Consider the following 22,067-nt stretch of genomic DNA (forward strand, 5'->3'; position numbering starts at 1 on the left):
GCCCGGGGATTCACGGTCGGGCTGGGCAGCCAGGAGCACGGCAGGCTGCCCCGGAGCCCGGTGTGCCGGGTGGTGCTCAGTGGTCCGACCGCCGCTCGGGCGTACACGCCACCTCCGACAACCCGCTCGGTGCCGCGCATCCTCGCCAAGAGGCGCCGACGGATCTGCGGTTGGTGCCGCCGGCGCTGGCGGCGTGGGCGACCGCGGCGGTGGCACTGGAGGCGCCACCGGGGTGGGTCACCGGTGTGGTGATCGTCTGTGTGGTCGTGGCCGGTGGGCTGTTGGCGACCCAGCGGGGCCGTACGCGCAGTGAGTCGCAGCCACGTCATCAGCCGCAGCTCAGTCATCGGCCCAATCATCAACTGGAGCCCAGTCATCAGCCGGAGCCGGAGCCGGAGCGACAGTCGGAGCGGGCGCGGGCGCGGGCGCGGGAGCTGGCGCGGCAGTCGCAGCGAGGCGGCGCGTGGCAGGGTCGATGGCGTTCGTGGACGAAAGTCTCCGTTGCCGCCGTGCTGCTCTGTGTCGCGGCGGCGGCTGTCTCCGGCGGTCTGCACGGTGCGGACCTGCGCCGTGGCCCCGTTCCGGAGCTGGCGCGGCAGTACGCCCAGGTGACCGCCGAGGCGGAGATCACCTCGGATCCACGGCTGACCCGCCCCCGGATCAAGGGCGACCACGCGGCGCCGACCGCCATCCTGGTCAACGCCGAGGTCCGACGTGTCGAGAAGCCGGACGGGACGGCGGTGGAAACGCGAACTCCGGTGCTGCTGACCGTGGACGCGGGTGCGCGGGCGGTCCGTGAGCGTCAGGGCGGCTCGCCCTGGCTCTCGCTCCTGCCTTCCACACGGGTGTGTGTGACGGCCCGAGTCGTGCCAGCGCTCGGAGACGGAGACCGGATCGCGGCAGTACTGCGCGTGCGTGGCAGCGGGCCGCCGAGGGTGGTCGGGCCGCCGTCGGACACGCAGCGGTTCGCCGGAGAGCTGCGCGGCGGGCTGCGGGCGGCGACCGACGGGCTGGAGCCGGACGCGCGGGCGCTGTTGCCGGGCCTGGTGGTGGGGGACACCTCACGGGTCACGCCGGAGCTGGACGAGGCCTTCAAAGCGACGGATCTCACACATCTTCTGGCGGTCAGCGGAGCCAACTTCACGATCGTGCTCGCCCTGCTCATCGGGCCGCCCGGCCGTGCCCAGCAGGCGGAACGCCGAGGGCTGGCACCGCGGCTGGGTATCCCGCTGCGGGCGACCGCGCTGTTCGGTGGGGCGCTCACGCTCGGCTTCGTGATCGTGTGCCGGCCCGACCCGAGCGTGCTGCGAGCCGCGGCCTGCGGATCGATCGCGCTGCTGGCCATCGCGACCGGTCGCCGCAGATCACTGATCCCGGCGCTGGCCACGGCGGTTCTGGTGCTCGTGCTCTACGACCCCTGGCTCGCCCGGAGTTACGGGTTCCTGCTCTCCGTGCTTGCCACCGGGGCCCTGCTCACGCTGGCTCCGCGGTGGAGTTCCGCGTTGCGGAGACGTGGGGTGCCGCCGCGGTTGGCCGAGGCGTTGGCGGCCGCGGGCGCCGCGCAGGCGGTGTGCGCACCGGTGGTCGCCGTCCTCTCGGCACGGGTGAGCCTGGTGGCGGTGCCGTGCAATCTGCTGGTGGAGTTCGCGGTCGCGCCGGCCACGGTGCTGGGCTTCGCGACCCTGGCTGCGGCTCCATGGGCGATGCCGGTCGCCAAGGCACTGGCGTGGTGCGCGAGTTGGCCCGCCGGATGGATCGCGGACATCGCCCGGGCGGGGGCCGCGCTGCCGGGCGGAGGAGTGGACTGGCCGGGCAGTTGGGCAGGCGCTCTGCTGCTCGCCTCCGTGATCGCCGTTGTCGTGCTGGTCGGCCGCAGGCTCCTGAGGCATCCCTGGCTCAGCGCCGCCTGCGGAGTGCTGCTTCTGCTCGTGATGGTGCAGCCGCCCCCTCTCACCCGGGTGATCACGGGGTGGCCGCCGCCCGGCTGGCGGTTCGCGATGTGTGACGTGGGGCAGGGCGACGCGACGGTGCTCGCGGCGGGTGACGGTACCGCTGTCGTGGTCGACGCGGGACCGGACCCGGTGCTGGCCGACCGATGTCTGCGGGCGCTCGGCATCACCCGGATCCCGCTCGTCGTACTGACGCACTTCCACGCGGACCACGTCGCCGGGCTGCCGGGTGTGCTGCGCGGGCGTTCGGTGGGCGCGATCGAGACCACGGGCTTCGAAGAGCCGCTGGATCAGGCGGAGTTCGTCCACCGGCAGGCGGCGGCCCGGCGGATCCCGGTGACGCGGGCGGTGGCGGGGGAACGGCGTCGCACGGGTGCGCTCGACTGGCAGGTCCTGTGGCCGCCACCGGAGCGGGCCCCGGAACCGGAGGGCCCGAACGACGCGAGCGTCACCCTGCTCGTACGGTCGGCGGGGCTGACCCTGCTGATGCTCGGAGACCTCGAACCACCGGCACAGCAGGCGCTGCTGAGATCACCGGCCGGGGCGGGCCTGGGGACCGTGGACGTGCTCAAGGTCGCCCACCATGGGTCGGCCTACCAGGACCCGGAGCTCATACGCCGGGTGGCGCCGCGCCTCGCCGTGATCTCCTGTGGCGCCGACAACCCGTACGGACACCCGGCACCCAGCACGGTGGCGGCACTGCGCGCCGGGGGCGCGGCGGTGCTGCGTACGGACGAGGACGGTGCGGTCGCGGTGGCAGGCGGCGGTGAGCGCCTGCTGGTGGCGAGAGACTGAGCACATGAAACCCGCACAGGCTGATGCCTACCTCCGCCGTATCGGCGCCGCCCACCCCGCCTGGCCGACCGCCGACGTACTGCGTGAACTCCAGATGAGGCACCTGCTGACCGTGCCGTTCGAGAATCTGTCGATCCATCTCGGCGAGGAGATCGTGCTGGAGGAGGAGCGGCTGCTGGACAAAGTGGTGGGTTCCCGGAGGGGCGGTTTCTGTTACGAACTGAACGGGGCGTTCGGGATGTTGCTCGGGGCGCTGGGCTTCGATGTGACATTGCTCGCGGCGCGCGTGTACGGGGAGGAGGAGCGGCTGGGGATCCCGTACGACCATGTCGCGCTGCGGGTGCGGACGGTGGACGGGGGCGACTGGCTCGTCGATGTCGGCTTCGGGGCGAACAGTCACTATCCGCTGGCATTCGGGGAACGGGGCGAACAGGCTGATCCGGGCGGTGCGTTCCGGGTGATCGTGGCCGGGGCGGACCCGGCGGGGGTGCGGGGGAACGACAGGCGGTTCGGGGACCTGGACGTCGTGCGGGACGGCAGGGCGCAGTACCGGCTGGAGACCCGGCCGAGGGTGCTCGGGGACTGCGTGGCCGGGGCCTGGTGGCACAGCACCTCGCCGGCGTCGCACTTCACGCGGTCGCTCGTCTGCTCGCGGCTCACCAAGGACGGCGGGCGTATCACGCTCAGCGGGCGCACGCTCACGGTCACGAAGCCCGACGGCGGGAAGGAGGGGGTGGAACTGGCCACGGACAAGGAGGTGTTGGAGGCATATCGAGAGCGGTTCGGAATCGTGCTGGAGCGCGTCCCGGTTGTCAGAAAGGGCTAATTCTGAGGAAGGAAATGAACGGGGCTGCCAATTCGGGCTACTCGTACGTAGTCCCAGCACATGTGCTGGATTCCTGCGATGTAGTCGTCTGTTGCCTCGAAAGTCGCATCAGTGGTCGAATACCTCCTCGGCAACGGTGATTTCACGAGTTCGTGTCAGGCGAGGGCGGGTCGCAGATGGTCGGCAGCTGGATGAGGAACCGCACGAACCGAGTGCAACGGGGGGATCGGCTCGCCGCGGTGCCGATGCCGGACGGGGCCGGAGTGCTCACCTGCCGGGTACTGGATCCGGTCAACCAGCCGGTGCCGCATGCCGAGTTCGTCGTCACGGACGCGGCGGGGCGAAAAGTGGTCGGCGGCGGGCTGGATCCGTTCGGGTCCTTCACGGTGACGCTGCCCGCCGGCGAGTACCGGCTCGCGGTGTCGGCCGAGGGATACGCCCCGCACCGGGCGAACGCCACAGTGGCCGAGAACGCGCTGGCCTCGCTCGGCGAAGTGACGCTGCAGGTAGCCCGGCCACCGGCGCTGCCCCGGCCGGGCGACTGGGAGATCGAGCCGGCGCACTCCTCGATCGGGTTCACCGCCCGGCACATCGGGCTGGCCAAGGTGCGTGGCCGGTTCAACAGCTTCGCCGGGGCGATACGGCTGGCCGAGCGCCCCGAGGAGTCGGCCATGCATGTGGTGATCGACGCGTCGTCCATCGACACCAACGTGAAGATGCGGGACGACCATCTGCGGTCCGCGGACTTTCTGGATGTCGACCGGTTTCCGACGCTGGAGTTCTACAGCGACCGGTTCGCGCACCGGGGCGGCAACCGGTGGGCGGTCACCGGGGCGCTGTCGCTGCACGGGGTGACGCGGACGATCACGCTCGACACGGAGTATCTCGGCGTCGGCAACGGCATGGAGGGGGAGGTACGGGCGGCCTGCCGGGCGTCCACCGAACTGCGCCGCGACGACTTCACGGTGAGCTGGCAGACGATGCTGGCCCGGGGCATCGCCGTGGTCGGCCCGAGCATCAGGGTCAATCTGGACGTACAGATCGTGCCCAAGGGCTGACCTGTCGTGCCCAAGGGCTGACCTGGTGTTTCGGTGGCCGCCCGCCCTCGGTGCTGAGCCCCGCCCGCGTACCGGAAAATAGCCGTGTGAGCGACGTGAGACATGTACTGGTCCTGCCCGACCGCGATGCCGCGCAGGAGGCGGCGGAGGCGCTCGGAGAGCGGTTCGCCCTCGACGAGGAGCCGCAACTCGTACGGGACGCCTTGGCCGGCGAGGACGATGCCGAGGACGCGCAGTGGCTGCTGGTCCTGCGGGACGGGGACGGGCGGCTCGACGCGAAGGAGTTGGACGAGTTCGCGGGGGAGTGGGATGGGTGGCGGGAGGAGCCGTAGGTCAGTGCGGTCGCCACTGCCACTGCCACTGCGGCTGCGATAACCACGGTTACCGCCACCGCCACCGCCACCGCCACCCCCACTGCCGCTGCGGCAGCCACATTTACAGCCACCACAGCGCTGCCGCCGCTGCCGCGGTCGTCGGCCACCGCATGGACGTTGGCTTGTTCACGGGCGTCGGCTCTCTGCATGGCCAGAGCCGGACCAGCAGGCCGCTGAGTCTCCGTGTGGCCGGGCCAGCCCGCCGCTGGGCCTCTGTGCGGCCGGGCCACCACGCCGCCGGTCCAACCTACGCTCGTCGGCCACTCCCAGTCGTCGGTGACTACCTACGGGCATCGGCTCAGCCTTCGGCCGTCGGTGCCGTCGGTGCCGTCTATGGCCGTCGGCCTTGCGCTCCGGCTGCCCGTTTCGCCCTCCGGCAAGTCCACTCCTTGCTGGACGATTCGCTTCACCGTCGGCGGTCGGAGTTCGTTGTCAGTGGTGCGTGGGATGCTTGAGTGCGATGGCCAGGAACTCTGCAAACGACAATCCGCTCGCCCCTGTCACGATCGCCGTCGGCCAGGAGGATCTCCTGCTCGACCGTGCCGTGCAGGAGGTGGTGGCCGCCGCGCGGGCCGCCGACGCGGACACGGACGTACGGGATCTCACGTCGGACCAGGTGCAGCCGGGCACGCTCGCCGAGCTGACCAGTCCGTCGCTCTTCGCGGAGCGCAAGGTCGTCGTGGTGCGCAACGCACAGGACCTGTCGGCCGACACGATCAAGGACGTGAAGGGGTATCTGGGCGCCCCCGCCGAGGAGATCACGCTCGTGCTGTTGCACGCGGGTGCGGCCAAGGGCAAGGGGCTGCTCGATGCCGCGCGCAAGGCGGGTGCGCGGGAGATCGCCTGTCCCAAGATGACGAAGCCGGCGGATCGGCTGGCGTTCGTGCGGAGCGAGTTCCGGGCGCTGGGGCGGTCCGCCACGCCTGAGGCCTGCCAGGCCCTTGTCGATTCCATCGGGAGCGATCTGCGGGAGCTGGCGTCCGCCGTGACGCAGCTCGTCTCGGACATCGAGGGGACGATCGACGAGGCCGTTGTCGGGCGGTACTACACGGGACGTGCGGAGGCTTCCAGCTTCACGGTGGCCGACCGGGCGGTTGAGGGGCGGGCGGCGGAGGCGTTGGAGGCTCTGCGGTGGTCGTTGTCGACCGGGGTCGCCCCTGTTCTGATCACGAGTGCGTTGGCGCAGGGTGTTCGGGCCATCGGGAAGTTGTCGTCCGCTCGGGGTGGGCGGCCTGCCGATCTTGCCCGGGAGCTGGGGATGCCGCCCTGGAAGATTGATCGGGTGCGGCAGCAGATGCGGGGGTGGACTCCGGACGGGGTTTCCGTCGCGCTGCGCGCGGTGGCGGAGGCCGACGCCGGGGTCAAGGGGGGCGGTGACGATCCCGAGTACGCCCTGGAAAAGGCCGTCGTCGCCATCGCCCGAGCGGCACGCTCCCGCCAGGGGTAGCCACTGCCGGGCTCTTTCCCGCCCCCGCCGCCCCTACCCTCCCCCACTCTCGGCTTCTCCCCCACTCTCGGCTTCTCCCCCACTCTCGGCTTCGCTCGAGCGGGGGGACCCCCATGAGCGGGGGGACCCCCATCGTCCCTTTCTGGGGGCTGCGCCCCCAGTCCCCCGCTGTCGGCCTGAACGGCCTCGTCCTCAAACGTCGGACGGGCTGAAAAGCCCAAAGGCCCCAACCCCTCGTCCCGGGAAGGGCGAGTGGTCGGGGCCTCGGTTGGTGCTGGGACTCGTACCCGCGTGGCGAACGCAGGCCGCGTACGAGTCGGGTTGCCGGGCGGGAGCGGATGAGAGAGGGCCCGCTCAGGTCCGTCCGGCGGTCAAATCAAGTGAGGTCAGCCCTGGAGCGAAGCGACCTTGGAAGCAAGCGCCGACTTCTTGTTGGCGGCCTGGTTCTTGTGGATGACGCCCTTCGAGACAGCCTTGTCCAGCTTGCGTGAAGCCTCGCGCGCGGCCGCCGTGGCCGTCTCGACGTCACCCGCGGCAGCAGCCTCACGGGCCTTGCGGATCGCGGTCTTCAGCGAAGACTTGACGGCCTTGTTGCGCAGCCGAGCCTTCTCATTGGTCTTGATCCGCTTGATCTGGGACTTGATGTTCGCCACGAATGAGCCTTCTCAGGTTCTGGTACGCGAGAAACGAGGGACGGGAAACGGAAATACGCCTCACGGACTCGCCTCGTGCACCGTTTGGTTTCTTGAGGATGTGTCTCCTGCAGAGAGGGCATGAGACACAGCTGTTCAGGCTACCAGTCACCGCACGAGTGGCCCAAACCGGTCGCATGCCCCCGCCCATGGGACCATGGAGCCTACGTATCGATCCGACCCGAGGCGACAGGCGCCTCAAGAGACAGGACCCTGCGTGCCCGCGACCCCTAACAATGTGCCCGAGCCGAGCCGCACCGCCCCGGCTCTGATCCGCAATTTCTGCATCATCGCGCACATCGACCACGGCAAGTCCACGCTCGCCGACCGCATGCTCCAGCTGACCGGGGTGGTCGAGCAGCGGCAGATGCGTGCTCAGTACCTCGACCGGATGGACATCGAGCGCGAGCGTGGCATCACGATCAAGTCCCAGGCGGTCCGGCTGCCCTGGGCACCGTCCGAGGATCCGGGCAACACCCACATCCTCAACATGATCGACACCCCCGGGCACGTGGACTTCACGTATGAGGTCTCCCGGTCGCTAGCCGCCTGCGAGGGGACCGTTCTCCTCGTCGACGCCGCTCAGGGTATCGAGGCGCAGACTCTCGCCAACCTCTACCTGGCGATGGAGAACGACCTCAAGATCATCCCCGTACTGAACAAGATCGACCTGCCGGCCGCTCAGCCGGAGAAGTTCTCCGAGGAGCTGGCCAATCTCATCGGCTGCCAGCCGGAGGACGTGCTCAAGGTCTCGGCGAAGACCGGTATCGGTGTGGACGCGCTCCTGGACCGGGTCGTCCGCGACGTTCCGGCCCCGGTCGGGGTCGCCGACGCGCCCGCTCGCGCGATGATCTTCGACTCCGTCTATGACTCGTACCGGGGTGTGGTCACGTACGTACGTGTCATCGACGGGCAGCTCAGCAAGCGCGAGCGCATCAAGATGATGTCGACCGGCGCCACGCACGAGCTTCTGGAGATCGGCGTCTCGTCCCCCGAGATGACGCCGGCCGACGGCATCGGCGTCGGCGAGGTGGGCTACATCATCACCGGCGTGAAGGACGTCCGTCAGTCCAAGGTCGGTGACACCATCACCAGCAAGGACAAGGGCGCCACCGAGGCCCTCGGCGGGTACAAGGACCCCAAGCCGATGGTTTTTTCCGGTCTGTATCCGCTGGACGGCTCGGACTACCCCGACCTTCGCGAGGCGCTGGACAAGCTCCAGCTCAACGACGCCGCCCTGGTCTACGAGCCGGAGACGTCCGCGGCCCTCGGCTTCGGCTTCCGTGTCGGCTTCCTCGGCCTGCTGCACCTCGATGTCATCCGTGAGCGCCTGGAGCGCGAGTTCAACCTCGAACTCATCGCCACCGCGCCCAACGTGGTCTACCGCGTGAACATGGAGGACGGAAAGGAGCACACGGTCACCAACCCGAGCGAGTTCCCCGAGGGCAAGATCGACAAGGTCTTCGAGCCGGTCGTCCGGGCCACGATCCTCGCTCCCAGCGAGTTCATCGGCTCGATCATGGAACTCTGCCAGACCCGCCGCGGCACTCTCCTCGGCATGGACTATCTGTCGGAGGACCGGGTCGAGATCCGCTACACGCTTCCCCTCGCCGAGATCGTCTTCGACTTCTTCGACAACCTGAAGTCCAAGACCCGCGGGTACGCCTCCCTGGACTACGAGCCCACCGGCGAGCAGGACGCCTCGCTGGTGAAGGTCGACATCCTGCTCCACGGCGACCGCGTCGACGCCTTCTCCGCCGTCACGCACAAGGACGCGGCGTACGCGTACGGCGTACGGCTCGTGGCCAAGCTGCGCGAGCTCATTCCGCGCCAGGCCTTCGAGATTCCCATCCAGGCGGCCATCGGCTCCCGGGTCATCGCCCGCGAGACCATCCGCGCCATCCGCAAGGACGTCCTCGCCAAGTGCTACGGCGGCGATATCTCCCGTAAGCGGAAGCTGCTGGAGAAGCAGAAGGAGGGCAAGAAGCGGATGAAGATGGTGGGCTCTGTGGAGGTTCCGCAAGAGGCCTTCATCGCCGTTCTGTCCAGTGATGACAGTGTCGGCTCGGGCAAGGCCAAGAAGTAGCCACCCCTTGGGTCATCGGTCGGCCGTGCAATCACGGGCCCGTCGCGCTTTCGCGCGGCGGGCCCGCGGTGTTTCCGGACCGCCGCATTCCGTCCGCGGACCGCCGTGTTCCGTCTACGCTCTGTGGGCGTTCCGCCCACGCTCTGTGGGAAGTGACAACACGCCGCCCCTTACGCACCGGGCGGACGGGCTTTACTCTGATCACCACTCGTGGTTACTCGTGAGTTAAACAACGAGTGCACCGAGCCAGTCGCACGTGAGTCATCAGCACCAAAGGCTCCTGAGGCACCCGCAGCAGACGCTCCTGAACCATCCGTACGAAACGCTCCTGAACCATCCGTACGAAACGCTCCTGAACCACCCGTACGAAACGCTCCTGAACCATCCGTACGAAACGCTCCTGAGTCACCAGCACCAACCGCCCCTGGGCGAACTGTCAGAGCCAACCGCCAGAGTCAACCGCAATGAGCCAGCCACACGCACTGTCGCGGGCCCCGGAGGATGTCGTGAGCGACACACAGACCCTGATCGAGAACCGTCCGCCGTCCGTGGCGGCCCTCTTCCTGGAGCGGGTGGCGGCGACGCCGGACGCGGAGGCCTACCGCTACCCCGTACCGCCCGCCTCGGGCGAGGGCCCGGACGACTGGAAGTCGCTGAGCTGGGCACAGGCGGCCGACCGGGTCTACGCGATCGCCGCCGGTCTGATCGAACTCGGTGTGCAGCCGGAGCAGCGCGTGGCGCTCGCCTCCTCGACCCGCGCCGACTGGATCCTCGCCGACCTCGGCATCATGTGCGCGGGCGCGGCGACGACGACCGTGTACCCGCAGACGAACGCGGAGGAGTCGGCCTTCATCCTGTCCGACTCCGACAGCAAGATCCTGATCGCGGAGGACGCCGAACAGCTCGCCAAGGCGCGCGAGAAGCGCGCCGACCTGCCCGCGCTGACCCATGTCGTGGTGATCGACCCGACCGGCGTGGAGCCTTCACCGGAGGACGGCGAGTGGGTCCTCACCCTCGCCGAGCTGGAGACCCGCGGCACCGCCTACCTGGAGAAGAACCCCGACCTGATCAAGGAGAAGGTCGGGGCGATCACCAAGGACCAGCTCGCGACCCTCATCTACACCTCCGGCACCACGGGCCGCCCCAAGGGCGTCCGGCTGCCGCACGACAACTGGTCGTACATGGCGAAGGCCATCGGCGCGACCGGGCTGCTCCAAGCTCACGACGTGCAGTACCTGTGGCTGCCGCTCGCGCACGTCTTCGGCAAGGTGCTCACGTCCGGCCATATCGAGGTCGGGCACGTCACCGCCGTCGACGGCCGCGTGGACAAGATCATCGAGAATCTGCCGGTGGTGCGGCCGACGTACATGGCGGCCGTGCCCCGCATCTTCGAGAAGGTCTACAACGGGGTCGCGGCCAAGGCGCGGGCGGGCGGCGACGCCAAGTACAAGATCTTCCAGTGGGCGGCCGGGGTCTCCCGCGAGTACGCGAAGACCACGCAGGACACCTTCCGCCGCACCGGCGTCGCCTCCGCCCCCTTCGGCCTTTCCGCCAAGCACAAGGTCGCGGACGCGCTCGTCTTCGCCAAGATCCGCGAGGCCTTCGGCGGCAACCTGCGCGCCTGCGTCTCCGGGTCGGCGGCCCTCGCGCCCGAGATCGGCTACTTCTTCGCGGGCGCCGGCATCCACATCCTGGAGGGCTACGGCCTCACGGAGTCGTCCGCCGCCTCCTTCGTCAACCCGGGTGAGGCGTACCGCACGGGCACGGTCGGCAAGCCGCTGCCCGGCACCGAGGTGCGCATCGCGGACGACGGCGAGATCCTGCTGCGCAGCCCCGGCATCATGGAGGGCTACCACGGGCTGCCGGAGAAGACGGCCGAGGTGCTGGAATCGGACGGCTGGCTCCACACGGGCGACATCGGCGAGCTGTCCCCCGACGGCTACCTCCGCATCACGGACCGCAAGAAGGACCTCATCAAGACCTCGGGCGGCAAGTACATCGCGCCCGCCGAGGTCGAGGGCCAGTTCAAGGCGGTCTGCCCGTACGTCTCCAACATCCTCGTGCACGGCGCCGACCGGAACTTCTGCACCGCGCTCATCGCCCTCGACGAGCCGTCCATCCTCGCGTGGGCCGCGGACAACGGCCTGTCGGGCAAGTCGTACGCCGAGGTCGTCGCCGCCCCCGCGACGACCGAGCTCATCGCCGGCCACGTCAAGTCGCTCAACGAGGGCCTCCAGCGCTGGCAGACCATCAAGAAGTTCAAGATCCTCCCCCGCGACCTCGACATCGAACACGGCGAACTGACGCCCAGCCTGAAGCTGAAGCGCCCGGTCGTGGAGCGGGAGTACAAGCACCTGATCGACGAGATGTACGCGGGGTCGCGCGAGGCGTAGCCCGGCGAAGCGTTGTGTGTGGGGGCGGGGTCACAGACCCCGCCCCTTTCGCATTTCTCGCAGTAGGTCCTCCATGTGGCGTATGTGGTGGCGCAGTTCGACCACGTCCTTGAGATCGCTGGTCGCCATATGGGTCTCTATCGCGTGCAGGCGGTCGGCGAGTTCGTAGAACTGTGCCTGCTCGCGGGCGAGCATCCGCTCCAACTGCCGGTTCTTGCGGTGCAGATCGAGGAAGACGGTCACCTTGGCGCGCAGCACCCAGGGGTCGAACGGCTTGGTGAGATAGTCGGCGGCGCCGGTCGCGTACCCGCGGAACGCGTACCCCGCGTCGGAGTCCGTGCCGGTCAGGAAGATGATCGGGACGTCCTTGGTCTGGTCGAGCCGCTTGATGTTCGCGGCCGTTTCGAACCCGTCCATGCCCGGCATCCGGATGTCGAGCAGCACGACGGCGAACCGCTGGCGCAGCAGCGCCTTCATCGCCTCCTCGCCGGAACGGGCGCGTACGAGCGGCTCGTTGAGGGACCCCAGGACGGCCTCCAGCGCGATCAGGTTGTCCTCCATGTCGTCCACGAGGAGTATGCTGGCGCGCTCGTCTGTCGAGCCTTCAGTGCTCATGGTGATTGATTGCCTGCCTCATTCGGTCGTCGGCGGGAAGACGGTGGGCTCCTGGGACGCGACGGGTTCGGGTGCGTCGGAACCGACGGGTTCCGACGTACCGGTCGCGACGGAGAGGCCCTGCTCCTCGGCATCCGTGCTCTCGACGTCCAGGAGCGCACAGACGACGGTCAGCAGTTGATCGACGTCCACCGGCTTGGGTACGTAGTCGTTCGCACCGCGCGCGATGGACTTCTCGCGGTCGCCCGGCATCGCCTTGGCGGTGAGGGCGACGATGGGAAGTCCGGTCCAGCGCGGGGTGCGGCGGATGGCGGAGATGGTCTCGTAGCCGTCCATCTCCGGCATCATGATGTCCATCAGGACGAGTTCGACGTCGGGGTTGCGCTCCAGTGTCTCGATTCCCTCGCGCCCGTTCTCCGCGTACAGGACGGGCATCCCGACCCGGCCCAGTACATGGGTGAGCGCGAAGACGTTGCGGATGTCGTCGTCCACGATCAACACCCGGCGCCCCGGCAGGACCTGTCCCGCCCGGCCGGAGGTCCACGCCTCCAGCTTGGTGGGCGCGGGCCAGCCGTCGTGCTGGTCGTGGGCGGTGAAGGGCTCGGAGGACAGCTGCTCGGGCAGGTGCGGCGCCTCCTCCTCCGACCCGGGCCCGGTCGCCGTGTGACCGGGGCTGATGACCGGCACGTACAGCGTGAAGGTGGAACCCTTGCCGGGCATGCTCTCGGCGATGATGCGGCCGCCCAGCAGGCCCGCGATCTCCCGGCTGATGGACAGGCCGAGTCCCGTGCCGCCGTACTTGCGGTTCGTCGTGCCGTCGGCCTGCTGGAACGCCTCGAAGATCACCGGGAGTTTCTCCGGGGCGATACCGATGCCGGTGTCGGACACCGCGAAGGCGATCACGTCGTCGCTGTTCTCGCGGGTGTAGCGGTGCTCGGGGTCCTTGACGCGGTTGACGCGCAGCTCGACCCGGCCCGTCGCGGTGAACTTGATCGCGTTGGAGAGCAGGTTGCGCAGGATCTGCTGGAGCCGCTGCTCGTCCGAGTACATCTCCCGCGGTACGTTCTCGCCGACCGACACCTCGAAGGAGAGCCCCCGGTCGAGCGTGAGCGGCCGGAACGTGGCGTGCACGTAGTCGAGCAGCTTGATCAGCGGCAGCTTCTTCGGGCGTACGTCCATCCGGCCGGCCTCGATCTTCGACAGGTCGAGGATGTCGTTGATGAGCTGGAGGAGGTCGGACCCCGAGCGGTGGATCGTCGTCGCGAACTGCACCTCCTGGTCGGAGAGATGACCGTCCGGGTTGTCGGAGAGCAGCCGGGCCAGGATCAGCAGTGAGTTGAGCGGGGTGCGCAGCTCGTGCGACATGTTCGCCAGGAACTCCGACTTGTACTGGGAACTGGTGGCCAACAGCGCTGCCTTCTCCTCCAGTTCGGCGTTCGAGCGCTGCAACTCGGCCTGCTGCATCTGGAGTTCGTCCGAGCGCTCCTGGAGCTGCATGGCGAGGCGCTGGGACTCGCCGAGCAGGGACTCCGTACGGGAGTTGGCGATGATGGTGTTGATCGCGACGGCGATGGTGTTCACGAACTGGTCGAAGAACGCCAGGTGCACATCGGAGAAGCGGGAGAAGGAGGCCAGCTCGATCACCCCGAGGAGCTTGTCCTCGAAGAGGATCGGGATGATGACCACGCTGGAGGGGGCCGCCTCGCCGAGCCCGCTGTTGATCTTGATGTAGCCGGGCGGTGCCTCCTCGACGAGGATCCGCTTCTTCTCGCGGGCCGCCTGCCGGGCCAGACCGTGCACCGGGAGGCCGCCGGTCTCGACCGTGGTGCCCTGTGCCGCGCCGTACCCGGCGATGAACGCCAGTCCTTTGGTGGGAACGGTGGTGGGGAGCGAGGCGCTCTCCTCGTCCGGGTCGGCCAGGAAGAACGCGCCGTACTGGGCGTTCACCAGCGGGGTCAGCTCGCGCAGCAGCAGGTCGGCCACCTCCATCAGGTCGCGGTGGCCCTGCATCAGCGCGGCCAGCCGGGCGAGGTTCGACTCCAGCCAGTCCTTCGCGCGAGTCGTCTCGCGGAGGTTGGACACCATCAGGTTGATGTTGTCCTTCAGCTCGGCGACCTCGCCCTGTGTCTCCACGCTGATCGAACGGGACATGTCGCCCTGGGCCACGGCCGAGGCGACCTCGGCGATCGCGCGCACCTGGGTGGTGAGGTTCGACGCCAGCTCGTTCACGTTCGTCGTCAGGCGCTTCCAGGTGCCGTACACGCCCTCGACCCGTGCCTGGCCGCCGAGTTGGCCCTCGGAGCCGACCTCACGGGCCACGCGGGTCACCTCGGAGGAGAAGGAGGAGAGCGTGTCGACCATCGTGTTGATGGCGGTCTTCAGCTCCAGGATCTCGCCGCGCGCGTCGACGTCGATCTTCTTCGAGAGGTCGCCGTTGGCCACGGCGGTGGTGACCTGGGCGATGTTCCGCACCTGTGAAGTGAGGTTGTCCGCCATGTAGTTGACGTTGTCGGTCAGATCACGCCAGACACCCGACACACCGAGGACCTGGGCGCGCCCGCCGAGCCGCCCGTCGGTGCCGACCTCGCGGGCCACGCGGGTCACCTCGTCGGCGAAGGCGCGCAGTTGCTCCACCATCGTGTTGACGGTGTCCTTCAGCTCCAGGATCTCGCCGCGCGCGTCGACGGTGATCTTCTTGGAGAGGTCGCCGTTGGCCACGGCGGTGGTGACCTGGGCGATGTTCCGCACCTGTGAAGTCAGGTTCAGGGCCATGAAGTTGACGTTGTCGGTGAGGTCTTTCCAGACGCCGGACACGCCCCGCACCTGGGCCTGCCCGCCGAGGTTTCCTTCGGTGCCGACCTCGCGGGCGACGCGGGTGACTTCGTCGGCGAAGGCGGAGAGCTGGTCGACCATCGTGTTGATGGTGGACTTGAGCTCCAGGATCTCGCCCTTCGCCTCCACCGTGATCTTCTTGCCGAGGTCGCCCTGGGCCACGGCGGTGGAGACGAGCGCGATATTGCGGACCTGCGAAGTCAGGTTGTCCGCCATGAAGTTGACGTTGTCCGTGAGGTCCTTCCAGACCCCGGACACGCCCCGCACCTGCGCCCGCCCGCCCAGGTTTCCTTCCGTACCCACCTCGCGGGCGACGCGGGTGACCTCGTCGGCGAAGGCGGAGAGCTGGTCGACCATCGTGTTGATGGTGGACTTCAGCTCCAGGATCTCGCCCTTCGCGTCGACCGTGATCTTCTGACTCAGGTCGCCGTTGGCCACGGCCGTCGTCACCTGGGCGATGTTCCGCACCTGCGAAGTCAGGTTCGAGGCCATGAAGTTGACGTTGTCGGTGAGGTCCTTCCAGACCCCCGACACACCACGCACCTGCGCCCGGCCGCCCAACTGGCCCTCGGTACCGACTTCGCGGGCGACGCGGGTGACTTCGTCGGCGAAGGCGGAGAGCTGGTCGACCATCGTGTTCACGGTCAGCTTCAGTTCGAGCAGCTCACCGGTCGCCTCGACCGTCACCGTGCGGGTCAGGTCGCCGCGCGCCACCGCCGTGGTGACCAGGGCGATGTCACGGACCTGGGCCGTCAGCCGGGACGCCATCGTGTTCACCGCCTCGGTCACGTCCCGCCAACTGCCCGACAGGCCCGTCACCTTGGCTCGACCGCCCAGCCGCCCCTCCGTGCCGACCTCGCGAGCCACCCGGGTCACCTCGCCGGTGAACAGGGACAGCTGGTCGACCATCTTGTTGACCGTCCGGCCCAACCGGCGCAGGTCGCCCCGGAGTTGGCGGTTCCCGTCGTGCAGGTCGACGCGCTGGGTCAGGTCGCCGCCCGCCACCGCGTCGAGCACGCGGGTCGCGTTGGCGGCCGGCGCGACGAGCGCGTCCAGCAGCTGGTTCACATCGTTGACCCTGGTCGTCCAGTGGCCCTGCCCCGGGCTCGCGGAGAGCCGCTCGTCCAGCCGGCCGTGGCGCACCAGCTCCCTGCGGACGCGCTGCACCTCGGAGTTGAAGTGCAGGCTGCGGTCCAGGATCTGGTTGAACACGGTGACCAGCTCGGCCGCCAGGCCGTGACCCGACTCGGGCACTTTGCTGAAGTCCCCGTCCCGGGCGGCGGTCATGGCGGCGAGCAGAGGACGCAGATCTGATGCCCGAATCTGTCCGTCTTCGAGCACATGCGTAGCACTGTTCTCACTCATGGTGGCCCACTTCGGTAACTCGGCGCTTATGGGCGAGGCCAGTCTGTCACTCTGTCCGCATCGCCTGAGGCGTATTCGTCCGAACTGCTCAGGGAGCCGCACAGTGGGGCCCATACCGACGCAACGGGAGTCCATGTCCCGTGCTCCTGAGGCGCGGGTGCGCCCACGGGCGGTGGCACGTACGTCCTTGCCTGGCAACCCTCTCGCGCCGGGCGCCGCCCGCCGCTTCGTCCGCGCCGCGCTCGCCGAATGGACCGAACTCGCCCTGCCCGGCGCCGAGTTCGTCACCGACCTGCTCGTCGCCGACGCCATGGTGGTCGTCAGCGAACTCGTCACCAACGCGGTGGTGCACGCCGGCACGGACGTGGAGCTGCTGTGCCGGCTCGACCGCTGCGGGGAGGACTGCGCGGCGGCCGGGCAGGGGGGTTCGGGGGCTGGGTATGTGGGCTCGGGTGGCGCGCCGGGGGGTTCCGGTGCCGCGCATGTGGGCTTGGGTGCCGAGCGGATGGCCGCCTCGAACGACGGCTCGCCCGATATCCCGGACGACGGCTCCGGCAGCGGCTCGTACGACGGCTCGTACGACGGCTCGGGCAACGGCTCCAAGGCCGGGCCGGGACCTGATTCCGGACTCGGACGTGATTCCGGACTCGGGCCTGATTCTGGCCCCGAACCCATGCCCGGCCCCGAACCCAGGCCCGGACCCGATTCCGGTGTCCTGGTCATAGAGGTCTCCGACCACCACCCCGCGCGCGTGGTGCGCGACGACGGGGCCGAGCGGCCGTACGACACCGTCGAGTACGGCCGGGGCCTGCATCTCGTCTCCGCGCTCTCCGAAGCCTGGGGCATCACCTACCGCACCGGCGTCAAGACCGTGTGGGCACGCATGCCCGTCGACGGGAGCGCCACCGTCGAGGAGGCGGAGGCCGAGGCGTACGACGGCGAACACGCGCTGCGGCGCGGGCAGCGGGCCGCCGAGATCCTCGCCCCCGCGCCCCGGCGCGGCATGCAGGAACAGGACTGGCGCAGCCGCGGCGTCCTCTCCTTCCTCGCCGAGGCCTCCGACCTGCTCGCCGGACAGCTCGACGAGGACCTGGTCGCCGCGCTCACCGGGCAGCTGCTCGTGCCGCGGCTCGCCGACTGGTGCGCGGTGTGGCTGGAGGACGAGGCCCCGGGCCGCTCCGACGGAGGCGTCGTCGGCGGGCCACGGCTCGCCCGGGTCTGGCACGGTAGCGAGAACCGCATCGAGGAACTGCGCAGGCTCCTGGAGAAGGACCCGCCCGCACTGCCCGAATCCGACCGCGCGGGGCCCGTACCCGTGCCGTGGCCCGCCGAGGCGCTGGGAGCACGGGCGACAGGCGGATCGGCACTCGCGTTCCGCCTGATCGCGGGCGGCAGACCGCTCGGCACGCTGGTCATCGGCCGGGCCGGGCAGACCCGCTTCCCCGACGAGATCACGGGGCTCGTCGAGGATCTCGGCCGACGGGTCGCGCTCGCCATCGGCGCGGCCCGGCAGTACGCGCGCCAGGCCACCATCAGCCGCGTACTGCAGCGCGGACTGCTGCCCGGGGCGGTCGCCGAGATCCCCGGCGTACGCAGCGCGCTCGTCTACGAGCCGTGCGACAAGGGCGGACCCAGCGGGGACTTCTACGATCTCTTCCCCGCCGGGGACGGCCGCTGGTGCTTCGCCCTCGGCGACGTACAGGGCAAGGGCCCCGAGGCAGCCGTGGTGATCGGCCTCGCCCGGCCGTGGCTGCGGCTCCTCGCCCGGGAGGGGTACGAGGTGCCCGACGTCCTCGACCGCCTCAACCAGCTTCTCCTCGACGACGCGACCGAGGCCGCCGACGCTGCCGCCCGGGCCCTGGTGTCCGCGGGCGGCACGGGGCTCGCGGACGAGGGGCCGCAGACCCGTTTCCTCTCCCTCCTCTACGGCGAGCTGGTGCCCTTCGACGGCGGAGTGCGCTGCACGCTCGCCTCCGCCGGGCATCCATTGCCGTTGCTTCTGCAACCGTGCGGGAAGGTCGCCGAGGTGGGTCAGCCGCAGACCCTCCTCGGCGTCTTCGAGGACGCCAGCTACGCCTGCGGGACCTTCGAGCTGCGTCCCGGCGACAGCCTCCTGTGCGTCACGGACGGCGTCACCGAGCGCCGCAGCGGGCACCGGCAGTTCGACGACGACGACGGCCTCGCCGCCGCGCTCACCGGATGCGCGGGCCTGAGCGCCGAACTGATCGCGGAGCGGATCCGCCGCCTGGTCCACGAGTTCGGCGGCAAGCCGCCGGAGGACGACCTGGCGCTGCTGGTGCTGCAAGCGGAGTAGGCGGAGTAGGGGGAGTGGGCGGCCCCAGAGGGGGCTGGGCGGGGAGTGCCGAAGGTGCTGGACAATGGAGTACATGCCTTCCGCACTTCCCGACGGTGAGCCCGTCCCCGACGACGGGGCGCTGCCCGCGCACGCCCTGGCCGGCGCGGCCGACCGTCCGCTCGGGTTCTATCTCCACGTCCCGTACTGCGCGACGCGCTGCGGCTACTGCGACTTCAACACGTACACGGCGACGGAGCTGCGCGGCTCGGGGGGCGTGCTCGCCTCCCGCGACAACTACGCCTCGACCCTGATCGACGAGATCCGCCTGGCCCGCAAGGTCCTCGGCGACGACCCGCGGCCCGTCCGCACGGTCTTCGTCGGCGGCGGTACGCCCACGCTGCTGGCCGCCGACGATCTCGTACGGATGCTGGGGGCGATCCGGGACGAGTTCGGGCTCGCGGCGGACGCGGAGATCACGACGGAGGCGAACCCGGAGTCGGTGGACCCGGCGTATCTGGCCGCGCTCCGGCAGGGCGGGTTCAACCGCGTCTCGTTCGGCATGCAGAGCGCGCGGCAGCATGTGCTCAAGGTCCTGGACCGTACGCACACGCCCGGCCGGCCCGAGGCGTGTGTCGCCGAGGCCCGCGCGGCCGGGTTCGACCACGTCAACCTCGACCTCATCTACGGCACGCCCGGTGAGAGCGACGACGACTGGCGGGCCTCGCTCGACGCGGCGATCGGTGCCGGGCCCGACCATGTGTCGGCCTACGCCCTGATCGTGGAGGAGGGGACGCAGCTCGCGCGGCGCATCCGGCGCGGGGAGGTTCCCATGACGGACGACGACGTGCACGCGGACCGGTACCTCATCGCGGAGGACCGTCTCTCCGCGGCGGGGTTCTCCTGGTACGAGGTGTCCAACTGGGCCACGTCCGGCGCGGGGCGTTGCAATCACAACGAGTTGTACTGGCGGGGGGCCGACTGGTGGGGGGCGGGGCCCGGGGCCCACTCCCACGTGGGGGGTGTGCGGTGGTGGAACGTCAAGCATCCGGGGGCGTATGCGGGGGCCATCGCGGCGGGTCGGTCCCCCGGGGCGGGACGGGAACTCCTGTCGGAGGAGGACCGGCGGGTGGAGCGGATCCTGCTGGAGCTTCGGCTGAGGGAGGGTGTGCCGCTGGGGCTGCTCCACGCGGACGGGCTTGCGGCCTCGCGGCGGGCGTTGGCCGATGGCCTGCTCCAGCCTGAGCCGTACGAGGCCGGGAGTGCGGTGCTCACCCTGCGGGGGCGGTTGCTCGCGGACGCGGTGGTGCGTGACCTGGTGGACTGAGGGCCTTTTCTCGCCCCCGCCGCCCCTACCCTCCCCCACTCTCGGCTTCGCTCGAGCGGGGGGACCCCCACCATCCCGTTCCTGGGGGCTGCGCCCCCAGACCCCCGCTGTCGGCCTGAACGGCCTCGTCCTCAAACGCCGGACGGGCTGAAGATCAGCCCCTCTGGCGTTTGAGGAGCGGGGGTTCGGGGGCTGGCCCCAGAGGAAGCGACGGGAATGGGTAGGGGCGGCGGGGGCGAAAAAAAGCCCTACGGCCGCCGCGCTCACTCCGCTGCCGTCACGAAGTCGATCAGTTCCTCCACGCGGCCCAGTAGCTCCGGCTCCAGGTCTCTGTACGAGTGGACCGAGCCCAGGATCCGCTGCCATGCCGCGCCCGTGTTCTCGGGCCAGCCCAGTGCGCGGCACACCCCCGTCTTCCAGTCCTGCCCGCGCGGCACGCGGGGCCAGCCGGGGATGCCCACGGACGCCGGTTTCACGGCCTCCCAGACGTCGATGTACGGGTGCCCCACGACCAGCGCGTACTCGCTCGTCACCGCCTCCGCGATCCGCGACTCCTTCGTGCCGGGCACGAGATGGTCGACCAGCACCCCCAGCCGCGCATCCGCCCCGGGGCCGAACTCGTCGACGATGGCGGGCAGATCGTCGATGCCCTCCAGGTACTCGACGACGACACCCTCGATGCGGAGGTCGTCACCCCAGACCCGTTCCACCAGTTCCGCGTCGTGGCGGCCCTCGACGTAGATGCGCCCCGCCCGGGCCACCCGTGCCCGGGCCCCGGGCACGGCAACCGACCCCGAAGCCGTACGAGTGGAGCGTACGGGCGCGGCCGACGGGCGCACCAGCGTCACCACGCGCCCCTCCAGCAGGAAACCCCGTGGCTCCAGCGGAAACACCCGGTGTTTGCCGAAGCGATCCTCCAGGGTGACCGTGCCCGCCTCGCAGCGGATCACGGCACCGCAGAACCCGGTGCCGGGCTCCTCGACCACGAGCCCCGGCTCCGCCGCGACCTCGGGCACGGGCTTGGGCTTCTTCCACGGAGGTGTCAGGTCCGCTGAGTACTGGCGCATTCGGATGACGATAGGAGACGGTCCGCGCCGAGTGTGCCCGGCCCCCTACGACACGCCGAAACGCCGTGCCAGCGCGTCCCGTTGGGCCCGTACGAAGCCGGCGTCCACCGCTGCCCCGTGGCCGGGTACGTACACCGCTTCCTCGCCCCCGAGGGCCAGTAGTCGGTCCAGAGCCGCCGGCCAGCGGGAGGGGACGGCGTCCGGGCCTGCCTGGGGGTCGCCCGACTCCTCGACCAGGTCGCCGCAGAAGACGATCTCAGGCGAGCCGGTCGCGGGGTCCCCGGGGCTTGCGGGACGTGCGGGGATGAGAACCGCCAGGTCGTGGGCCGTGTGGCCGGGGCCGACGTTCGCCAGCAGGACCTGGATGCCGCCGCCCAGGTCGAGCGTCCACTCGCCGGAGACGAGATGCCGGGGGCGGACGAGGAGGTCCGCCGCCTCGGCCGCCTCGCCCGGATCGGCGCCGTTGCGTACGGCATCCGCCCGCAACCCGTCCTGCCCGTCCCGTCCGTCGTGCCCGTCCCCCTCGTCGTGCCCGTCCCCCTCGTCCTGCCGGTCCCCCTCGTCCTGCCGGTCCCGCCCGTCCTGCCGGTTCCGCCCGTCCCGTTCGTCGGCGAGCACCCGCTCAAGACCCACCGCCCCGAAGACCTCGGCCCCCGCGAACGCCGCCGCGCCGAAAACGTGGTCGAAGTGCGCGTGGGTGAGCGCGAGATGCGTGACCCGCCCGCCCCCGAGCAACCGCCGCGCCTCCGTACGCAGCCGCGCGCCCTCCCGCAGCCCGGACCCCGCGTCGATCATGAGCGCCGCGTCCTCGCCGACCACGAGCCCGGCCGTGCAGTCCCACACCGGAAGCCGGCACCGCCCCACCCGCGGAGCCAGTTCCTCCCACCCGGCCTCTTCCCAAGTCACCCTCATACGCCGACGCTAGCCCGACGCCCCATGAAGTGCGCA

Annotated in this window: 14 protein-coding genes; 9 read left to right on the plus strand and 5 right to left on the minus strand. The window is 70.0% G+C overall.

Annotation, left to right across the window (positions count from 1 at the left end; translation table 11 throughout):
- Positions 1-62: 62 nt before the first annotated feature.
- The 5 genes from OHA11_RS31415 to holA all read left to right on the plus strand — a co-directional run bounded on the left by OHA11_RS31415 (position 63) and on the right by holA (position 6,449).
- Positions 63-2,744, plus strand: coding sequence for a ComEC/Rec2 family competence protein (locus tag OHA11_RS31415; RefSeq protein WP_266502164.1), 2,682 nt, complete (start codon positions 63-65; stop codon positions 2,742-2,744).
- Positions 2,745-2,748: 4 nt separating this feature from the next.
- Positions 2,749-3,570, plus strand: a complete 822-nt coding sequence (locus OHA11_RS31420; protein ID WP_266502166.1) for an arylamine N-acetyltransferase — start codon at positions 2,749-2,751, stop codon at positions 3,568-3,570.
- 176 nt (positions 3,571-3,746) lie between these two features.
- Positions 3,747-4,628 (plus strand): YceI family protein, encoded by an 882-nt coding sequence (locus OHA11_RS31425; RefSeq protein ID WP_266507599.1) that lies wholly within the window; start codon positions 3,747-3,749, stop codon positions 4,626-4,628.
- 86 nt (positions 4,629-4,714) lie between these two features.
- Positions 4,715-4,960 carry a hypothetical protein gene (locus OHA11_RS31430; protein WP_266502168.1) on the plus strand — a complete coding sequence of 82 codons (246 nt, stop codon included), beginning with the start codon at positions 4,715-4,717 and terminating at the stop codon, positions 4,958-4,960.
- Between the two features lie 502 nt (positions 4,961-5,462).
- Positions 5,463-6,449, plus strand: coding sequence for a DNA polymerase III subunit delta (gene holA / locus OHA11_RS31435; RefSeq protein ID WP_266502170.1), 987 nt, complete (start codon positions 5,463-5,465; stop codon positions 6,447-6,449).
- A 386-nt stretch (positions 6,450-6,835) separates the two neighbouring features.
- Here the strand turns inward: holA and rpsT are convergent, their stop codons facing one another.
- Positions 6,836-7,102 carry a 30S ribosomal protein S20 gene (gene rpsT / locus OHA11_RS31440; RefSeq protein WP_266502171.1) on the minus strand — a complete coding sequence of 89 codons (267 nt, stop codon included), beginning with the start codon at positions 7,100-7,102 and terminating at the stop codon, positions 6,836-6,838.
- Positions 7,103-7,358: 256 nt separating this feature from the next.
- Between rpsT and lepA the strand changes: the two genes are divergently transcribed.
- Both lepA and OHA11_RS31450 read left to right on the plus strand, forming a co-directional pair.
- Positions 7,359-9,227: a translation elongation factor 4 gene (gene lepA / locus OHA11_RS31445; protein WP_266502172.1), complete on the plus strand. Its 1,869-nt coding sequence runs from the start codon at positions 7,359-7,361 to the stop codon at positions 9,225-9,227.
- Between the two features lie 506 nt (positions 9,228-9,733).
- Positions 9,734-11,620, plus strand: coding sequence for a long-chain fatty acid--CoA ligase (locus OHA11_RS31450; protein WP_266502173.1), 1,887 nt, complete (start codon positions 9,734-9,736; stop codon positions 11,618-11,620).
- A 30-nt stretch (positions 11,621-11,650) separates the two neighbouring features.
- Here OHA11_RS31450 and OHA11_RS31455 read toward each other — a convergent pair whose 3' ends face one another.
- Positions 11,651-12,235 (minus strand): two-component system response regulator, encoded by a 585-nt coding sequence (locus OHA11_RS31455; protein ID WP_266502174.1) that lies wholly within the window; start codon positions 12,233-12,235, stop codon positions 11,651-11,653.
- Between the two features lie 18 nt (positions 12,236-12,253).
- On the minus strand, positions 12,254-16,432 hold the full coding sequence (locus tag OHA11_RS31460; protein ID WP_266502175.1) for a HAMP domain-containing protein: 4,179 nt from the start codon (positions 16,430-16,432) through the stop codon (positions 12,254-12,256).
- 133 nt (positions 16,433-16,565) lie between these two features.
- On the opposite strand from OHA11_RS31460, the gene OHA11_RS31465 reads away from it, so the two are divergent.
- Both OHA11_RS31465 and hemW read left to right on the plus strand, forming a co-directional pair.
- A complete protein-coding gene (locus tag OHA11_RS31465; RefSeq protein WP_266502176.1) occupies positions 16,566-18,746 on the plus strand; it encodes an ATP-binding SpoIIE family protein phosphatase in 2,181 nt (726 codons plus the stop codon).
- A 73-nt stretch (positions 18,747-18,819) separates the two neighbouring features.
- Positions 18,820-20,052 (plus strand): radical SAM family heme chaperone HemW, encoded by a 1,233-nt coding sequence (gene hemW / locus OHA11_RS31470; protein ID WP_266502177.1) that lies wholly within the window; start codon positions 18,820-18,822, stop codon positions 20,050-20,052.
- 263 nt (positions 20,053-20,315) lie between these two features.
- On the opposite strand, the gene OHA11_RS31475 is transcribed toward hemW, so the two are convergent.
- Together OHA11_RS31475 and OHA11_RS31480 are read right to left on the minus strand one after the other, a co-directional pair.
- On the minus strand, positions 20,316-21,119 hold the full coding sequence (locus tag OHA11_RS31475; RefSeq protein ID WP_266502178.1) for a DUF3097 domain-containing protein: 804 nt from the start codon (positions 21,117-21,119) through the stop codon (positions 20,316-20,318).
- Positions 21,120-21,164: 45 nt separating this feature from the next.
- Complete coding sequence (locus OHA11_RS31480) at positions 21,165-22,031, minus strand: MBL fold metallo-hydrolase (protein WP_266502179.1); 867 nt, start codon at positions 22,029-22,031, stop codon at positions 21,165-21,167.
- Positions 22,032-22,067 lie beyond the last annotated feature (36 nt).

Source organism: Streptomyces sp. NBC_00878 (assembly GCF_026341515.1).
Classification (GTDB): domain Bacteria; phylum Actinomycetota; class Actinomycetes; order Streptomycetales; family Streptomycetaceae; genus Streptomyces.